Below are 16,932 nucleotides of genomic sequence, written 5' to 3'. Positions count from 1 at the left end.
GGATTGTTTCATTCTGAGTAATAAGCCGGCCATTTTTATTAAATTTGAGTGTTAATCGATGCAATCTCTATTAAGTGCTCATTTAATAAGTAATAAGCTCTTTGGCTCAGGGAGTATTCTAGCTATTTGAAGTAAAAAACAATTTTATTAGACTATAATTTGATCAAAGAGTAGAGAGATTACTATGCTGCAATTTTCTAAAATGAAAATGTATACCGGTTGGCTTGACCAGGTCTACCAACATATTTTCGATGAATCTCCAATTTGTAATTGGGGGTACATGTATTATGACTTAAATGGTAACTATTTCCAGCTTATGTCGGAGCAGTATTTATTAAGTGACTTTTTTCATGATGAACTCTATGCAGAGCAAATACTCAGTGATATTGAAATATTAGATCATGAATATTATGTCTCAAGTATTGTCGGGGATAATTTATTAGATGATAAGCTGAAAGGAGTTGTAACTAATCGCGGTTATACTTTTTTTTATGACTTTATAAAAAGAAATCATACTCCACAAACCTTCTCTACTGAAATAATTACTCTGGCTTCGACTTCTGATCCAATTAAATCCAATAATTTTATATTAAATAATTTAGGTATATTAGATAAAGTGTGTGAAGACATAGCAAATAAATGTCGTAAGCTCTTGAATAAAGAAAATTTATTAATATTACCCAAAGAACTCACAATAAAAGTGAATGAAATTTTTGCTAATAAAAAAAACCCTACCCCCACGTTCCACAATAAAATTTTAAATTACGCGAATAAATCACAAACAGTAGCTGAATTTTTTGATAAAACCTTTGATTTTACACAGTTGCCATTTAGCTTTTTGGCATGTAAAAAACTTACTCATAAAGAGAAAGAAATCATTTATTTATATTATTATGGCTTCAGTTTGCCTCGAATCGCCAGCATACTAGAAGTTTCAAAACGAACGGTGGATAAGAATTTTGAACATATAAGAAAAAAACTTCAATGTGAAAATAGCAGTCAAATTATTCCTGCTTTATTAAGATTTGATAAATCGATTATGTTATGCAGAAAGAATCCCGCCATGTAATTTCTTGCTAAAATACCTTTTATTTAGTTCCTCTTGATTGGAGCCAAAGAAATAAAATTAACGTTCCAACATTAAATAAATATAAAAAAGCATCTTATTTTCATTCATCTAGCTATACTTTTATTATTGGAGCACATTCCACAGCTATGGAGATATGATGAAAATTTCCCGGCATATGATGAATAAAGCCATTGAAGCTAATATTATCACAGAAAAACAAGCAAATGATTTAATTGAATTCATAAAAAACCTCCCCGAACAAAGCGCAGGATTTAATTTAACAAACGTTCTTTATTATTTTGGTGGCCTTATAGCTATAGGGGCCATGACATTGTTCATGAACTTAGGTTGGGAAATGTATGGAGGCTGGGGGATCTTATTTCTCTCCTTGTGCTATTCCATTTTAGGTATAGCGCTTACTCATAGGTTAGATGATACGGGTCATAAAATACCCGCAGGAATATGCGCGACCTTTGTCATCTGTCTTACTCCGCTTGCTATCTATGGTTTACAACAAGGCATGGGTTGGTGGCCACCGGATAATACGGTGTATCAGGACTATCATATCTACGTTAAATGGAACTGGATCTTCATGGAGCTTGGAACTCTTATCGTAGGAATTATAATGGCATGGCTGTACCGCTATCCCTTTATGATTATGCCCATTGCAGTCACTCTTTGGTACATGTCTATGGATCTTACGTACATGATTGAACCAGATACGTATACCTATGAGTTAAGTGCTATGGTTTCTATGTATTTTGGAATAATTACCGTATTAATTGCATTCTGGGTTGATGTTCGCTCAAGTCAATCAGCAGACTATGCATTTTGGCTTTATATATTCGGAGTTATGACCTTTTGGGGAGGACTGAGTGCGCAACATTCAGATAGTGAACTTTCTAAATTTATTTATCTGTGCATTAATCTTTTACTGATATTAGTTGGAGTTATTTTAAATAGAAAAGTATTTGTACTATTTGGCGCTTTAGGAACGTGTTTTTACCTAGGATATTTAGCATTTCGAGTATTTAATTTCAGTTACTTATTCCCGGTCGTTTTGACCGCTATTGGCTTTGCTATTATTTATTTAGGTATTATTTGGCAAAGAAATGAGGCAAAGATAACATATAAGATGCGTTCGATATTACCTCAACCAATACAAGATTTGTTACAATCTAGGGATCAAATGGAATAATATTGGATGATAGAAAACTTCCAGGGTGTTTTCTATTTTATTTTAAATCCAAATAATGTCTATAATTAATACATGTGTCATCAAACATACACACTCTACTTTAATCAATTTCGATTTTTTGAAGTATTCTATGTATTTGGATGGTTGGTATGAGTATTGGAAAACAATTCCTTGGTTTCTTTAAAACCAAATCCCAGGTTATTAGTAAATTAGCCTCAACCATAGACCATGACGTCCCCTATTATAGAATTCACGATACTTTCCCGGATAATGGTTTGCCGATGAGAGGTAATTTTGATAGGGTCACTATTGAGGCACTTGCAAAATACATCTCAGAACACAAGCCTCTTATTACTTATGGAGGGACCGTTGTTCTCGATGTTTTATTCACTAGTTTTTTAAAAGACAAAGAAGTTGAAAATGGAACGAATGGTCTTGTTGTTGGAGTAGCAGAACGAGTTATAGAGTTATCTTCTTTGTATGAGCCTCTAGTGGATCATTTGACCGATTTAAATCCTGAAGAATCACCTAAAAAAGTTTCTCATTTTGTAAAAAAACATGAAGCCATTATCGAGGGTTTACCTGAAGAACGTATTATTGCTTATATAACGGATCTAAAAGACTTTTTACAAGGAGAGGTTGTAAAAAATCATTTTGCAGAAGTTAATTCTCTTCTGCCCCCAGCTGTTACCATCCATGAGTTACAAGATTCAGACTTTATTCGTGATCTATGGAGCGATGTAATGGCTTCTAAAGATACAATAAAAAATGAATATTGAATATTCGGTAAGACAAAAACCATTTTAATCGTACATTAAGCGGAAATATCTTTTTGTGCCCTTTCTACAGATAAATACACACTGACTATAGTAATCACAGCCATAATAATCAGATAGATCGATACAGGCCAAGTATATCCATGAGCCCATTCTACGAGACCAGTAGCAATTAAAGGGGCTAATCCACCAGAGAATGCAGCAGATAAATGATAAGCGATTGCAGTTCCACTATAACGAATTCGTGTTTTGAAAAGCTCTGAATAGAAGGCTCCTTGAGCACCATGCATCATGGCATGAGGGATACACATTCCGAAAATTACAGCCAAAAAAATCAATGCTGTATTTTTTGTTTGCAATAACCAAAAGAATGGAAATGCAAATAAAGCCATTAATAAAGCCCCAGTAATATAAACCGGACGCCTACCAATTCTATCCGAAAGCGAACCAAAATAAGGAATCAATAAAGTTTCAAAAATTGCCCCTACCATCACAGCATAAAGGAGAATTGTTTTTGAAAGATGCAATTCAAAAGTTCCATAACTTAAGATAAACACAGTGAGAACATAAAATGATGCACTTTCAATTAGACGAGCGCCTATTGCCAACAGAAAATTTCTAAAGTGAGAATGAAGCATTTCCAAAGCCGGCCTTTTTGATGGACGTTTGTTTTTTGTTGCTTCAATAAAAATCTTACTTTCCATAATCTGCAAACGAATATAGAGACCAACAAGCACAACGAAGAAACTCAGTAAAAAAGGAATACGCCATCCCCAGGATAAAAATTGTTCTTGAGGGAGTGCGGAAAATACGAGAAATATTGCGATGGAAATTACTAAGCCAAAAGGAGCACCTGAATTTGGCCAGCTTGAATAAAACCCTCTTTCTTTTTCTCGACTCACCTCAGCAGACATCACAACTGCTCCAGCCCACTCACCTCCAACTGCTATTCCTTGAATACAACGCAAAATCACTAGTAGAAGCGGTGCAAATACTCCAATTTGTTCATAAGTGGGTAGTAATCCAATTAAGAATGTAGACCCTCCCATCAAACATAGAGTGAAAATAAGCATTTTTTTTCTACTTACCCTGTCTCCAAAGTGACCAAAGATAAGCCCTCCAAGTGGTCTCGCAAAAAAACCGACTGCATAAGTCGCATAAGCCGCCATGATTCCAGCAATAGGACTAATTTTAGGGAAAAAAAGAATATTAAAAAATAAAGCGGAGGCAGTTCCAAAAAGATAAAAATCATACCATTCAATTGTGGTTCCCACAAAACTAGCAAGAGATATTCTTCTAGAAGCTTTTGACTTGGGGTCTTGTCGTATTTTTGTCATAATTCCATATATAACACTAGATTAACTCATTAATCCTATATTAATTATAAAAAGAAAGCGAGAAAATTAAGCTCCTGAAGAAGGTGTAAACTTATCATTTCGACCCCTGTACTGTACTGAATCAATTAAAAAGCATAAAATCCTCTTTTATAATCTCCATATTCTGCTGTTTAAACATTTGGATATTCTGAAATGAGCTCCTTCTTAGATCTTTCCCTGCTTAAAACAAATCGTGACTTCAGGTTACTGTATTTGGGGCAATTCATTTCGTTTATCGGTACGATGATAAGCAATGTTGCACTGCCCTATCAGATTTATCAAATTACCCAATCGACTTTCGCTGTTGGATTATTAAGTTTAGCTCAGTTATTACCTCTATTAATCACCGCATTAATTGGTGGGGTATTTGCTGATCGCTACAATCGCCGAGGGTTATTGATTATCAGTGAGTTACTTCTTGCAATAGGATGCTGCATGCTGGCCCTTAACTCCTATCAAACCTCTCCTTCGCTGAGCCTCATTTTTATTGTTTCAGCTTCTATGTCCGCAATCACCGGCTTACATCGTCCTGCATATGATAGTGTTATGCAACAAATCGTTAACCCGAAGGATTACAAAAAAGTAGGAGCACTCGCTACATTTAAATTCAGTTTTTGTATGATTATTGCCCCGGCTATTTCCGGACTTATTATCGCTCACTACGGCATTGTGATCACGTTTTTAATAGACTTAATGACATTTTTTTTATCATTAATTGCTTTAATCCTAATTCATAACATACCTAAACCTCTCGTGGAGAAACACCCTTCCATCCTATCTTCTCTAAAACAAGGAATTTTCTTTGCTTTTAATCGGCAAGAACTAATGGGAAGCTACATTATCGATTTTATTGCGATGGTTTTTGCATGGCCTAATTCCTTGCTTCCTGCCATAGCTCAATCTCTAGGGGGGGCAAAAACTTTAGGTTTACTTTATTCTGCTCCAGCTGTAGGGGCATTGATTGTTTCATTTTTCAGTGGCTGGACGTCGAAAATAAATCATGATGGTAGAGCCATTGCGATTGCCGCAGCATTGTGGGGCGCTGCCATCATCGGATTTGGTTTATCATATTCACTTTGGTTGGTTTTGTTTTTCTTAGCACTCTCAGGAGCTTTTGATGCGATAAGTGGAATATTTCGAACTACCTTATGGAATAACACCATTCCCACAGAATACCGGGGCCGATTAGCAGGAATTGAAATGATCAGTTATTTAAGCGGGCCTAAATTGGGTGATACGCGCGCAGGATTTATCGCTTCGAGTTTTAGCATTCCCACTGCATTAATATCAGGTGGAATATTATGTGTTGTAGGAGTAGCCACTTGTTGTGTAGCCTTTCCAAAATTTTGGCACTATCGCTCACATCAACCAGATACCAATGATGTTTAATTTAGATCTATAAACACAGAGATTCCCCATTTTTTTCAATGAGGCATTTTCTTATTAAAATCGGGTAGCTCACACCTCTATTTTTCCAATCACAAAAATAGTTATAATGCTTAAGTAAAATTACTAAAACTTTGACGCAATAGGGACATTCATGAAACGAATTACATTATTAATATTTTTATCTACCTTGTTATTTGGATGTCAGACGCAACAAACCGAAGAAGCTGCTCATACCAAACCGACAGGATTTGGGGGTATTGGGGGCGCAGGTGGAACTGGTGGCACTGGGGGACCTGGTGGCGGTCATTAAGTAACCCACTATCAGGATGACGTTTGAAATAAAACTTACGAGTGTTATTTGAACTTCATTCTGAAATTCTAATAAATTGAAACTTCTTAAATTTCATCTTACAAACTCAATAAAAAGTTGATTGATACAATATTAGTTAGAAAGTTGGGAACCCCGAAACGGCGAATGTATTGATTCATATAGCCAATTTCCGTAGTAGCTTTAGGATTTAATTTATAGCCCAAACCTATAAAAAATCGATTTTGATCAAAACCCCTACTGTTTGTACCCACAAAATTATTCTTATGAAGAAACAGTTCATCGCTTGTGACGAAACTAAAATTTGGATATTGTTTGAGCGGAGCCGAAATTTTAATAAGTTGCCTAAATCGGTAAGCAGTTTTAGGATTATTTTCTAAAAATCGCTGTTCTGTGCGCGTTCGACTGGTCAAAGTCAAATGTTGATAGGTTTTGGTCCATAAAAGTTGTTGCCAAATTCGATCTTCTTCAAATGGATTAGGGGTAAACGGTATACCGGTATATACCCAAGCATAGCCAAGCCATATACTAAGATTATCGGTTAATGCAAAACCTAATCCTGGACGAAATAATGTCTGTGTGAAACGGCTACTGTCATCACCAAAACGCTGTTGTCCTTCTAACCAATATCGTACACGTCCTATTATTTTATCATCACTATAAGTTTTTCCCATAGCTGTGATATTAAACCAAGATTGAAAATCACGCTCGAGCGCACATTCTGCATTTCTAGGCCAAATAAATATTCCTACTAAAAAAAAGAATAATAGAGCTATTCTTTGCATGATTATTGTTTTCTTAATTATAAAACGATCTATATTAGTAGGTGTTTCGCGGATTTAAAAGTATCTTAGTAAGGAAAATGGTTTAAAAGTTCAAAAAGTTAAATCAAATTCTAACAGATCCCTGTAAGTTCCCGGGATCTGTATCTAGGGGTTTCGACTAAATTTAAGTGGGGTATTTCAGCCAAATGGGCATCACTTTATTTAAGTACACCATAAATTTCCATAACCCGACTTGAGACTCTACGTTCCCGTACATGTCAGCTCTAGTTTCTGGATAAGCAATACCAAGACCAAATAACCCTGGCCCAATAATTCCAACATAAGGATTATGACGAGAATATTCATAATCACCAATAACAATGCTTTTACGTTGTTCAAACCCTACTGCATAAACTACTTGGTCACATTCAGATAAAAAACGTGCAATATTGGGTTCACTGACATTATAACGAACTAAATTAGGTGGTAAAACCCCATCGATGTGTTCTCGAGCCCATGCAGCGCTCTGTCCTTTTAATCCAGTGTTATCAAAAAGAATCCAATCATCCATTTCAATCGCATAACAGCAAGGTGAGCGGTAAAAATTAATGATTTTTTTAACATCAAGCTCTACGAGATGTTTTAGAATAATAATTGCAGAATGAGAGGAGCCAAATACACCATAAGTCTCATCTCGTTGAACTACTGAAGCAAGTTTTTCCTTATCAATGGCTACCTCAAAAGGAATTACATTAACGCCAGGATAATTTAATGTAGAAGGCAAGGCTCCGGTAGCCAATATTACATTTTTAGCTTGGTAGGTTTCTGAGTCTGAACATAAAGACCATACACGCTTCGATAAAAACATATTATGGATGGTTGTTTTTACTGCTTGGACTTTTTGCAAAAAATGATCTGTAATCCACTGGAGAGGCTCAGCCATGTAACTCAAAGTACAAGTTTCCCCGATGGGTAGATGATTTAAGGGAAAGTCTGGAGCCTCTTGATATCGAAAGGATTGGACAGCCGATAAAAAATCTTTAAAGAATTTTACTTTGGTATTACTCGAAACATTTCGCCAGTACAGACCTAAATCTCCAACTTTAAAATGAGGATCACACCATAAAATATGTTCTGGCAAAATTCCACTGTCTAATAATTTTCCCACTGCGGCGATCCCCGAAGGACCTCCTCCTATCACTGCCCATTGATATGTTTTTTTATTCATACTTTATTCTTGATCACATGTATTCACTAACGTACAAGTACCTGTACTACAATTATCTATAGTTTGACACGAAGGATCATAATACCCTCCATCAGGCACCCCGATAACCTCATCAGTATTATCATCCAAACTATCATCATACCAAACGCCATTCCCCCAAGTGTTTACATTTACACTTCCACCGTACCATTCATTATTATGATAGTTATTGAAATTTCCATTATCGTGATATCCAGGATTCGGTGGAGGGGCACTATGATAGCCTCCTACTCCATGGCCTTCAAATGTAAAGGCAGAAGTACTTATCAGGAAACTTAAAGCAGACATAAAAGTACACGCATTGAGTTTCATTTTCTTTCCTTGAGCGTTAAGCACTAGATTTTAATAAAGTATAGTACTCGAAATAAAAGTAAGCGCAATAAAATTTCTGACATAGAAATAGGATTTTTGAATGTTTATGATACACTCCAGTGATTATTTACGCTTATGGAGATGCTATGATTTATATAACAATTCCCCCTGGAATGGTTTTTAAAAGAGTGACCCTTGAAAAAAATGATTTTAATGGGGTAGAAAAACTAAGCGATTGTTTTGCAAATCAAGAAACTATAATAGATTTGCAAAATCTAGTTAAAGAAGCCTTACGCACCAATACAGGACGTAAAAATTGTATCAAATTAAAAGATATTACTATCTATTTAAATACTCCTCCAGATACGAGTGAATCCTTATTAGCATATACTCCAAATCATAATGGAAAATACCCAACTGAAATAGAACCTAAAGTAGTGACTGGACATGATGCCCAGAAATATGATCCCAAAAAATATACCCAGTACGGGTCTTTTTGGTATAAACAAATATATTTAACCGCTGAGAAACAATTAGATATTCAAGAAAAAATGTTGGAACAAAAAGCTGACCGTAGACATATTGGCGATTGTCCCAAGTCAACTTGAAATTTACTATTCCTTACATCAATAGCAGACTATAACCCGGGTAGCGATATACCCAGGGTTGAACATGTCTATTTAGAGAACGAAAATTGCTCGTCTTTGCTTAATTTCAGCGAAGTAATAAAGTTAGCGTCCAAATCAAGTTTAGGAGTCGTTAAAAGTTCAAATAGAGCCCTTTTTTCGTCCTGATCAAATTCATTTATTAATTCTACTAATGCTCCTCTTCCCATTTTTTCGTCATATTTACTATTATATTTAAAATACTCGCTTCTGAAAAAATCAGAATAGTGGTGGATTAAAACAGCAGCTTTATCAAAAGCTCTATTAGCAAGACAATATAAGAAAATATCCTGATTATTTTTATCTATATAGTTTAAAATTTCTTCGGGAGTGAATTGCTGTTGATCGATGATATGACTCATTAGTACTTTAAAATCATTTAAAGATAGAGTTTTAATTGCTTTATGCAAAAAAGTTCTATCTTCTCGGTCATGAACTAAAATGTTTGCTTGCGAGTCAACAAGAAGACACAAGGCATCCAAATAAGACTGTCGTTGTTTTTTTGTCTCACAGTCCGCATAACCTGCTAGTGCAAAAAATAAAGCACAATTTCCAGAGTGATTTTGTTGTTGATCTACGTTGGCATGATTCTTAACAAGCCATCTGATATTTGCAACTTGCCCTAAATAACTGGCTAACATCAAGGCATTAAATGAATCCGCCTGATTAAAGTCCAGAACCGACCCTTTTAAATTTGCTTTAAGAAAAGGAAGATTGATTTCATCGAGATTAACCTTGTGGGAGTTGTGTGATAAAAATTTTCCAGAAAAAATCAATTCTCCAATTTTTGTGAGATATATCCTTTCTTTTTCACTTAAATTTAGCAGCTTAAAATCGGTTTCCATAACATGGAGTTGATACCCTCCTGAATTTGAGTCAAGCACTTCCTGTGAGGATAGCCAATTATCTTCTGGACTAAGAAAAAAATATTCTTTAGAAGCCCGTTCATCGTAGCAATTATAATCAACCAGTAACTGTTTCCCTTTTGGAACATCTTTTGTAGTCACTACAATGACACATTTTAAACCATTTACTTCAGTTTCTCGAAACTCAACATTGGCTTGACTATCAGAGAAATTAATATATCGGGTAAAGTTTCCTTTATCTTTCCCATCGATAACGGTATGCCCAAGAGTCATTGCATAACTCCAATCCGCACCTGGGATTTTCTTTACATATTTTTTAAATGAAGTTACTGTCGGATACAGTTCACCGGTATATGCTCCCAAACAAGTGTGAGCTGGAATATTGGCATGAGTATATAAACCCAGGCCTCCAAACTCCTTTAACAAATTAACAGACATAACTTGAACTAATTGCGGTTTGTCCACAGTAGATGGTATATAATTTTGGGCTTCCATATTTTCGATACCAATACTTTCAATTAATTTCTTTATCTTTTTCAATCGATTGGCTTCTTTTTTAGAATCTTTTGAAAAAAATGAATTCGGCTGTACTTGATTTGACTTTAACTTGACTGAAAGTGAAGCATCCCTTCGTTCCTCTTGTTTTTTTAAAAGGGTTGCTTTTGATTTTTTGGGCATACACGGGTTCCGATTAAAAAATCAAAGAGTATACATTGTGGCCATATTAAATTCTACTTAAACTAAATTAATACTTATTTGATCAATAAAGTCATATCTATGAATTCTAGAATTCCATAAAAGTGGCTCTAATTAGGATTCGATGACATACATCATCGGTTATGCTAATATGATGTTCGTTCCAAATCGTTCGATACGTATAACATTGTTTAGCCTACACTATATATATTGGAACAAAAAATATTGAACAATCAAATAACACTTTTGGATTCGCACCCTATGGCAGTTACTATAAAGACCCCTGATGAAATCGAAAAAATGCGCATTGCTGGCAAACTCGCTGCAGAAGTTCTTGAAATGATTGGTCCACATGTACAAGAAGGTATCACTACCGATGAACTTAATGCCATTTGTCATGATTACATTGTGAACACACAAAAAGCAATTCCTGCTCCTTTGAATTATAATGGCTTCCCTAAGTCAATTTGTACTTCAGTCAACCATGTAGTATGTCACGGAATCCCAGGTAAAAAAGTTTTAAAAGATGGGGATATTATTAATATTGACGTTACTGTAATTAAAAACGAGTATCATGGCGATACCAGCAAAATGTTCATTATTGGTTCCCCCTCAGTCAAGGCAAAACATGTAGTACAAGTAGCGCATGAGTGTTTGTTTATTGGAATTGAAATGGTAAAACCAGGAGTTCATTTAGGTGATATTGGTCACGCTATCCAACAGCATGCTGAAAAAAATCGTTGCTCTGTGGTGCGTGATTATTGCGGTCATGGGATAGGTCGTATTTTCCATGAAGATCCGCAAGTATTGCACTATGGGTTACCTGGAACAGGAATGAAGTTAGAACCAGGTATGACCTTCACCATAGAGCCAATGATTAATGTTGGAAAATATCATACTCGATTATTGCCCGATCAATGGACTGTAGTCACCAAAGATCATAGTCTTTCAGCCCAATGGGAACATACCTTGTTGGTAACCGATAACGGTGTAGAAATTTTGACTTTGCGCGATGAAGAACGAAAATAAACACTTAAAGACTCATCCCTTTTCGCAGGCACTGGATGCAGAGAAACAAGGGATGACTCCAGAATTACACGACCTTAAAAATAACCTAAAACAATTTAAAGAAAAACTACGCGAAGAATTCGATTATAAAACAAATATCACCACCATCATTCGTAAATTAGTAACCTTTGTCGATGAGCTGGTTATTAATTTATTTATTAAAAATCAGCTGGATCATGACGTTTTTTGTCTTCTTGCACTGGGTAGTTATGGACGAAGAGAACTAATACTCTATTCTGATGTAGATATATTGCTCTTACATTCTGATAAAGTTTCTAAAGCCCAATTAAACCATGCCCAAAATTTTATCCAAGATTGTTGGGATGTTGGTTTAAATCTCAGCCATCAAATCACCAGCGTTTCTTCATGTGCCGAACTTGCGAGTCAAGATGTTACGGTTATTTCCAGTCTCCTGGATATGTTTCTATTATGCGGTCGCGGTCCGCTAATGGAGGAGTTAATTTATCAGATTCATCCACTACATATGTGGATTAGCCAGGATTTCTTTTTAGCTAAACTTCAGGAGCAAAAAAAACGTGATGCTAAATATGGGGAAACAGCTTATAACCTGGAGCCTAATGTCAAATATGGCCCTGGTGGCCTGCGTGATTTGCAGATTCTGCTCAGCATTGGAAAACGACATTTCAACATTAAAAAACTAGCAGATGGCATCAATTATGGGTTCATTACTGATAAAGAATACGAAAAGCTTACGTATTGCCAACATTTTCTTTGGCGGGTGCGTTTTGCCTTACATGTATTAGCTGAAAAAGCGGAAGAACGCTTGTCCTTTGATTATCAAATTAAATTAGCTCAGTTTTTTGGCTATAAAGATAAACCTCATTCATTAGCCATAGAACAATTCATGAAAGATTACTTCAAAGTCATTAAACGAAACAGGGAACTCAATGAGATGCTATTACAATGGTTTGATGAAACCATTGCTCATTCTCCTAAGCAAAAGTTGTATCCCCTAGATAATGAATTTCAATTATCCAATAATTACATTGAAGTAAAAAACACTCGCGTGTTCATTCATCATCCACAAGCACTACTAAAATTATTCCTTTGGATAGCTAAGCGCCCAGATATTGAAGGAGTGAGGGCAAATACTATCCGATTAATTAGAGAATCACTTTATCTGATGAATAAACGTTTTAAAGCATCCTCAGAAACAGCAGAGTTGTTTATGAGTATTCTTAAAGTCGAAGATGGACCCTATGAAGCATTGCATCGAATGAGTCGATACGGTGTTCTGGCTCATTATCTGGAATGTTTTGCTTTGGTCACCGGACAAATGCAATATGATTTATTCCATGTTTATACAGTAGATCAACACACATTATTCGTCATTCGAAATCTATCCCGCTTTAAAGAAAAAAGCTATTCAGAACAATTTCCTCTCTGCGTACAAATTATGCCCAATTTAAACAAGCCCGAACTGCTCTACCTAAGCGCCTTATTTCACGATATTGCTAAAGGACGGGGCGGTGATCATTCAGAGTTAGGCGCAATTGAAGCATCTAATTTTGCAAAAAATCATGCGCTTGATCAAGATGACTGTGATTTATTGGTTTGGCTTGTACGCAACCATCTACTTATGTCACAAACAGCGCAACGACAAGATATTTATGATCCCAATACTATAAAGAATTTCTGCAAACTCTTACCCCAGCCACACTATTTAGATTATCTCTATTTGTTAACTGTCGCAGATATTTGTGGGACTAACCCTACTTTGTGGAACTCATGGAAAGACTCTCTGCTTAAAGAGTTGTATCGTGCTGCAAAACATATGTTACATCGAGAACAAGAATTAATGGATGAAACTGCGCTTATTAAAGCCAGAAAGCAATATGCTTTATCCATACTACTTACAGAAGGTGTAGCAGAAAAAACTGTTGACGATTTATGGAAACAATTCAAAGACAGATATTTTTTACATGAATCACCCGAAGTCATCGCACGCCATACCAAAGCGATTCTTGCTTGCACCAAATTCCCCTTAGTCATGATTATGCCTCATCATAGCCAGGGTGGAACCGAAGTTTTTATTTATATGCCTCACCGGGACGATCGCTTTGCTATTGCTACTACAGTCTTGAGTAATCATAATGTTACAATTCAAGAAGCCATGATTCTTACCTGCGATAATCAGTATGATTTAGACACCTATATCATTTTAGATGAGCAAAATCGGGCATTTTTTGATAAACAACGCTCTTTAGATATTCAACACGATTTATGCACCCATCTTGCCAAAACGAATCAACTACCTGTCGTTGTTCGAAAAAGACTTTCTCGAGCTTTAGCTCATTTTACAGTCAAAACTCAAATCCATTATTACAATGAACGATCTTACAATCAAACTCGATTATTTTTAGTGACCGGAGATAGACCTGGTTTACTTGCAACAATAGGCAGAGTATTTTCCATGTTGAATATTCATTTGCATAACGCAAAAATTGTAACTGCTGGGGAACGTGCAGAAGATACTTTTTATATTACAAACCAACAAAATCAATCACTAGATAATGATGAAAAGGAAGTTTTAAAACAAAAACTAATCCATGAATTACTAGCCAGTTCAAAGTAACATCTGAAGAAAAATAATCCCCATAGCGAATACCATGCATTTTTTAATAGTTTTGTAATTGATCTACTCAAAAAAGAAATAAAAAATGGGGTATGAAAAACGGGTTTTTTTTGGATTAGGAGGAGGCAAGACAATTATCATTGATGGACAGGAGAAAACTGTTCCTCATCGTGTTGCCCGTATTTATAAAATTGCAACTGACCCCACTTTAAGTTCGGTCGCTAAATATATAAAAATCCAAACAGTTGCCGAGGAAGCAATTCTTAGCCCCAAAAAGTTACAAAAGCCAGAAACTAACCAATTTTATCAAGCCATCCTGGACTTTGATAAAAAAAAGGTACCTGTTGAAAAAGATAGTTTAAGATTTTTCAAGGGGGAGACGCAAGTGGAAAAACACCAGGTACAGGAAAAAGACCAACCTAAACTGGGGTAAATTTTATTATCTCAAATAGAAAAACTTTGAATAAATTTATCGCAATATTTGAAAAAAATCGGTGAGCAATGAAGAACATTCCGCTTGCATAATTCCCTCATCAATCTGAACTTTATGATTTAAAGGGTACCCCTGTAATAAGTTATAAACAGAGCCTGCAGCTCCTGCTTTAAAATCTCGGGTTGCAAAAACCAGCCGACTAATACGTGCATGCACAATTAGTCCTGCACACATGGAACAAGGTTCAAGGGTCACATAAAGCGTTGTATCTAATAATCTATGATTTTTTAACTGTTGTGACGCATGCCTGATTGCACATACCTCTGCATGCTGCGAGGGATCGTGACTTTTTTGGATGCAATTTCGTCCTGAGCTTATTAATTGATCGTCTTTACTTACTAATACAGCACCTACAGGAACCTCTCCATCAGCTTGGGCGAGAATTGCCTGTTCGTAGGCTTTTTGCATCCAATAGTGATCGTTCATTATAGAAAAAATGTTAATTATATGGTTAGACGTAGCGATTTAGTGCTAATTCCACTACTCTAAATTACTCCCATTCAATAGTAGCTGGTGGTTTTCCTGAAATATCATAGGTTACACGAGATACACCCTCCACCTCATTGATAATTCGATTGGAAACATGGCCTAAGAAATCCCAAGGTAATTGCGACCAATGTGCTGTCATAAAATCAACCGTCTCTACAGCACGAAGACAAATCACATAATCATATTTACGCCCATCACCCATTACGCCAACACTTTTTACAGGTAAAAATACAGCAAAAGCCTGGCTAACTTTATGGTAAAGATCTGCTTTTCTTAGCTCCTCAATAAAAATAGCATCAGCTTGACGCAAAATATCTGCATATTCCTTTTTGATTTCTGCTAAAATTCGCACGCCCAAACCTGGTCCAGGAAATGGATGGCGATAGACCATATCATGAGGCAAACCTAACTCAAGACCCACATTACGAACCTCGTCCTTAAATAATTCGCGAATAGGTTCTAATAATTTTAAATTCAATGTCTCTGGCAAACCACCTACATTATGATGAGATTTAATTACCACAGAGGCACCATTTGTGCTCGTTGCAGCTGATTCAATCACATCAGGATAAATCGTTCCTTGTGCCAACCAAGCAACACCCGAAATTTTTAGTGCTTCTTCATCAAATACTTCAATAAAGGTACGTCCAATAATTTTTCTTTTTTCTTCAGGACAGGTAACCCCTTTTAAAGCGGTAAAAAACTTCTCTTCCGCATGGACTGAAATAACTTCCACACCCATGTGCTTGCCGAACATCTCCATAACCTCGCTTGCTTCATTAAAACGCAACAAGCCCGTATCTACAAAAACACAAACCAATTGTTTGCCAATTGCCTTATGTAATAAAGCAGCAACCACAGAAGAATCTACCCCACCCGATAAGCCGAGCAAAACCCGTTCCGAACCTACTTGCTCACGAATTGCATGAATTGTTTCTTCAATAATGAGTGTGGATGTCCAATTAGTCGCAGCCTTGCAAATATCTACCACAAAACGATGTAAGATACGCATTCCTTGTAGTGTATGCGTTACCTCTGGATGAAATTGAACTCCATACATATGGCGATTTTCATCAGCCATTCCAGCGATTGGAGCGTTTCTGGTTTCGCAAATTACCTTAAAACCAAGCGGTAACTTAGTGACTTTATCCCCATGACTCATCCAGACATCTAATAATGCATTACCATCAGTATTCAATCGGTCTTCAATTTGTGAAAACAATTTACTGTGACCATGCAACTTCAACTCTGCGTAGCCAAACTCTCTCAGAGAGGAAGACTGTACTTCACCGCCTAATTGTACCGCCATGGTTTGCATTCCATAGCAAATCCCTAAAATTGGCAAACCCGCAGTAAATAACCACTGAGGTGCTCGAGGGTTTTCATGGTGAGTTACAGTGGATGGGCCACCGGATAAAATAACGCCACAAGGATTGAGCGCAGTAAATTGTTCTTTTGTTAGATTGAAGGGATGAATTTCACAATAAACACCTAACTCCCGCACTCTGCGTGCGATTAATTGGGTGTATTGTGAACCAAAATCAAGAATCAGCAAAGGATGTTGTTTTAAATCACTCATT

Annotated in this window: 16 protein-coding genes; 9 read left to right on the top strand and 7 right to left on the bottom strand. The window is 36.2% G+C overall.

The features are described from left to right. Positions 1–184 precede the first annotated feature (184 nt). From HBNCFIEN_RS07450 to HBNCFIEN_RS07440, 3 genes are all read left to right on the top strand, one after another. On the top strand, positions 185–1,069 hold the full coding sequence (locus HBNCFIEN_RS07450; protein ID WP_182393464.1) for a helix-turn-helix transcriptional regulator: 885 nt from the start codon (positions 185–187) through the stop codon (positions 1,067–1,069). A 157-nt stretch (positions 1,070–1,226) separates the two neighbouring features. Further along, positions 1,227–2,267, top strand: coding sequence for a DUF2157 domain-containing protein (locus HBNCFIEN_RS07445; protein ID WP_182393642.1), 1,041 nt, complete (start codon positions 1,227–1,229; stop codon positions 2,265–2,267). A 149-nt stretch (positions 2,268–2,416) separates the two neighbouring features. After that, positions 2,417–3,046: a hypothetical protein gene (locus HBNCFIEN_RS07440; RefSeq protein WP_182393463.1), complete on the top strand. Its 630-nt coding sequence runs from the start codon at positions 2,417–2,419 to the stop codon at positions 3,044–3,046. Positions 3,047–3,081: 35 nt separating this feature from the next. Here HBNCFIEN_RS07440 and HBNCFIEN_RS07435 read toward each other — a convergent pair whose 3' ends face one another. Continuing rightward, positions 3,082–4,380 (bottom strand): MFS transporter, encoded by a 1,299-nt coding sequence (locus HBNCFIEN_RS07435; protein ID WP_182393462.1) that lies wholly within the window; start codon positions 4,378–4,380, stop codon positions 3,082–3,084. Between the two features lie 192 nt (positions 4,381–4,572). Between HBNCFIEN_RS07435 and HBNCFIEN_RS07430 the strand changes: the two genes are divergently transcribed. Both HBNCFIEN_RS07430 and HBNCFIEN_RS07425 read left to right on the top strand, forming a co-directional pair. Further along, on the top strand, positions 4,573–5,808 hold the full coding sequence (locus HBNCFIEN_RS07430) for an MFS transporter (protein WP_182393461.1): 1,236 nt from the start codon (positions 4,573–4,575) through the stop codon (positions 5,806–5,808). 151 nt (positions 5,809–5,959) lie between these two features. Beyond that, positions 5,960–6,118: a hypothetical protein gene (locus HBNCFIEN_RS07425; RefSeq protein ID WP_182393460.1), complete on the top strand. Its 159-nt coding sequence runs from the start codon at positions 5,960–5,962 to the stop codon at positions 6,116–6,118. A 98-nt stretch (positions 6,119–6,216) separates the two neighbouring features. Here HBNCFIEN_RS07425 and HBNCFIEN_RS07420 read toward each other — a convergent pair whose 3' ends face one another. The 3 genes from HBNCFIEN_RS07420 to HBNCFIEN_RS07410 all read right to left on the bottom strand — a co-directional run bounded on the left by HBNCFIEN_RS07420 (position 6,217) and on the right by HBNCFIEN_RS07410 (position 8,479). Beyond that, entirely contained in the window at positions 6,217–6,921 is a 705-nt protein-coding gene (locus HBNCFIEN_RS07420; RefSeq protein WP_182393459.1) for a DUF2490 domain-containing protein, read from the bottom strand. Positions 6,922–7,084: 163 nt separating this feature from the next. Then, positions 7,085–8,128, bottom strand: coding sequence for an FAD-dependent oxidoreductase (locus HBNCFIEN_RS07415; RefSeq protein WP_182393458.1), 1,044 nt, complete (start codon positions 8,126–8,128; stop codon positions 7,085–7,087). Positions 8,129–8,131: 3 nt separating this feature from the next. Next, positions 8,132–8,479 carry a hypothetical protein gene (locus tag HBNCFIEN_RS07410; RefSeq protein WP_182393457.1) on the bottom strand — a complete coding sequence of 116 codons (348 nt, stop codon included), beginning with the start codon at positions 8,477–8,479 and terminating at the stop codon, positions 8,132–8,134. Between the two features lie 146 nt (positions 8,480–8,625). Here HBNCFIEN_RS07410 and HBNCFIEN_RS07405 point away from each other — a divergent pair, with 146 nt between their 5' ends. Next, positions 8,626–9,087, top strand: a complete 462-nt coding sequence (locus HBNCFIEN_RS07405; RefSeq protein WP_182393456.1) for a permease — start codon at positions 8,626–8,628, stop codon at positions 9,085–9,087. A 68-nt stretch (positions 9,088–9,155) separates the two neighbouring features. Here HBNCFIEN_RS07405 and ankI read toward each other — a convergent pair whose 3' ends face one another. Beyond that, positions 9,156–10,688 (bottom strand): Dot/Icm T4SS effector AnkI/LegAS4, encoded by a 1,533-nt coding sequence (gene ankI / locus HBNCFIEN_RS07400; RefSeq protein ID WP_182393455.1) that lies wholly within the window; start codon positions 10,686–10,688, stop codon positions 9,156–9,158. 279 nt (positions 10,689–10,967) lie between these two features. Here ankI and map point away from each other — a divergent pair, with 279 nt between their 5' ends. The 3 genes from map to HBNCFIEN_RS07385 all read left to right on the top strand — a co-directional run bounded on the left by map (position 10,968) and on the right by HBNCFIEN_RS07385 (position 14,803). Further along, the gene (gene map, locus HBNCFIEN_RS07395) at positions 10,968–11,735 is read left to right on the top strand and encodes a type I methionyl aminopeptidase (protein ID WP_182393454.1); all 768 of its coding nucleotides are present in this window, start codon (positions 10,968–10,970) and stop codon (positions 11,733–11,735) included. Positions 11,736–11,787: 52 nt separating this feature from the next. Next, the gene (gene glnD, locus HBNCFIEN_RS07390) at positions 11,788–14,370 is read left to right on the top strand and encodes a [protein-PII] uridylyltransferase (RefSeq protein ID WP_182393641.1); all 2,583 of its coding nucleotides are present in this window, start codon (positions 11,788–11,790) and stop codon (positions 14,368–14,370) included. Between the two features lie 85 nt (positions 14,371–14,455). Then, positions 14,456–14,803 (top strand): hypothetical protein, encoded by a 348-nt coding sequence (locus HBNCFIEN_RS07385; protein ID WP_182393453.1) that lies wholly within the window; start codon positions 14,456–14,458, stop codon positions 14,801–14,803. A 36-nt stretch (positions 14,804–14,839) separates the two neighbouring features. Here the strand turns inward: HBNCFIEN_RS07385 and tadA are convergent, their stop codons facing one another. Further along, positions 14,840–15,289 (bottom strand): tRNA adenosine(34) deaminase TadA, encoded by a 450-nt coding sequence (tadA, locus tag HBNCFIEN_RS07380; RefSeq protein WP_182393452.1) that lies wholly within the window; start codon positions 15,287–15,289, stop codon positions 14,840–14,842. A gap of 64 nt (positions 15,290–15,353) precedes the next feature. Then, entirely contained in the window at positions 15,354–16,931 is a 1,578-nt protein-coding gene (gene guaA, locus HBNCFIEN_RS07375) for a glutamine-hydrolyzing GMP synthase (RefSeq protein WP_182393451.1), read from the bottom strand. Position 16,932: the final 1 nt, after the last annotated feature.

It is taken from the genome of Legionella sp. PC997 (assembly GCF_014109825.1).
In the GTDB taxonomy this organism is placed as follows: Bacteria; Pseudomonadota; Gammaproteobacteria; order Legionellales; family Legionellaceae; genus Legionella.
Note: the sequence above shows the minus strand (reverse complement) of the source record. Positions and strands in the feature narration are given on the sequence as shown.

What these genes read in the sequence shown, in the direction of transcription:
- HBNCFIEN_RS07450 (WP_182393464.1), top strand. Translation starts at nt 185, where the DNA reads ATGCTGCAATTTTCTAAAATGAAAATGTATACCGGTTGGCTTGACCAG.
- HBNCFIEN_RS07445 (WP_182393642.1), top strand. Translation starts at nt 1,227, where the DNA reads ATGAAAATTTCCCGGCATATGATGAATAAAGCCATTGAAGCTAATATT.
- HBNCFIEN_RS07440 (WP_182393463.1), top strand. Translation starts at nt 2,417, where the DNA reads ATGAGTATTGGAAAACAATTCCTTGGTTTCTTTAAAACCAAATCCCAG.
- HBNCFIEN_RS07435 (WP_182393462.1), bottom strand. Translation starts at nt 4,380, where the DNA reads ATGACAAAAATACGACAAGACCCCAAGTCAAAAGCTTCTAGAAGAATA.
- HBNCFIEN_RS07430 (WP_182393461.1), top strand. Translation starts at nt 4,573, where the DNA reads ATGAGCTCCTTCTTAGATCTTTCCCTGCTTAAAACAAATCGTGACTTC.
- HBNCFIEN_RS07425 (WP_182393460.1), top strand. Translation starts at nt 5,960, where the DNA reads ATGAAACGAATTACATTATTAATATTTTTATCTACCTTGTTATTTGGA.
- HBNCFIEN_RS07420 (WP_182393459.1), bottom strand. Translation starts at nt 6,921, where the DNA reads ATGCAAAGAATAGCTCTATTATTCTTTTTTTTAGTAGGAATATTTATT.
- HBNCFIEN_RS07415 (WP_182393458.1), bottom strand. Translation starts at nt 8,128, where the DNA reads ATGAATAAAAAAACATATCAATGGGCAGTGATAGGAGGAGGTCCTTCG.
- HBNCFIEN_RS07410 (WP_182393457.1), bottom strand. Translation starts at nt 8,479, where the DNA reads ATGAAACTCAATGCGTGTACTTTTATGTCTGCTTTAAGTTTCCTGATA.
- HBNCFIEN_RS07405 (WP_182393456.1), top strand. Translation starts at nt 8,626, where the DNA reads ATGATTTATATAACAATTCCCCCTGGAATGGTTTTTAAAAGAGTGACC.
- ankI (WP_182393455.1), bottom strand. Translation starts at nt 10,688, where the DNA reads ATGCCCAAAAAATCAAAAGCAACCCTTTTAAAAAAACAAGAGGAACGA.
- map (WP_182393454.1), top strand. Translation starts at nt 10,968, where the DNA reads ATGGCAGTTACTATAAAGACCCCTGATGAAATCGAAAAAATGCGCATT.
- glnD (WP_182393641.1), top strand. Translation starts at nt 11,788, where the DNA reads ATGACTCCAGAATTACACGACCTTAAAAATAACCTAAAACAATTTAAA.
- HBNCFIEN_RS07385 (WP_182393453.1), top strand. Translation starts at nt 14,456, where the DNA reads ATGGGGTATGAAAAACGGGTTTTTTTTGGATTAGGAGGAGGCAAGACA.
- tadA (WP_182393452.1), bottom strand. Translation starts at nt 15,289, where the DNA reads ATGAACGATCACTATTGGATGCAAAAAGCCTACGAACAGGCAATTCTC.
- guaA (WP_182393451.1), bottom strand. Translation starts at nt 16,931, where the DNA reads ATGAGTGATTTAAAACAACATCCTTTGCTGATTCTTGATTTTGGTTCA.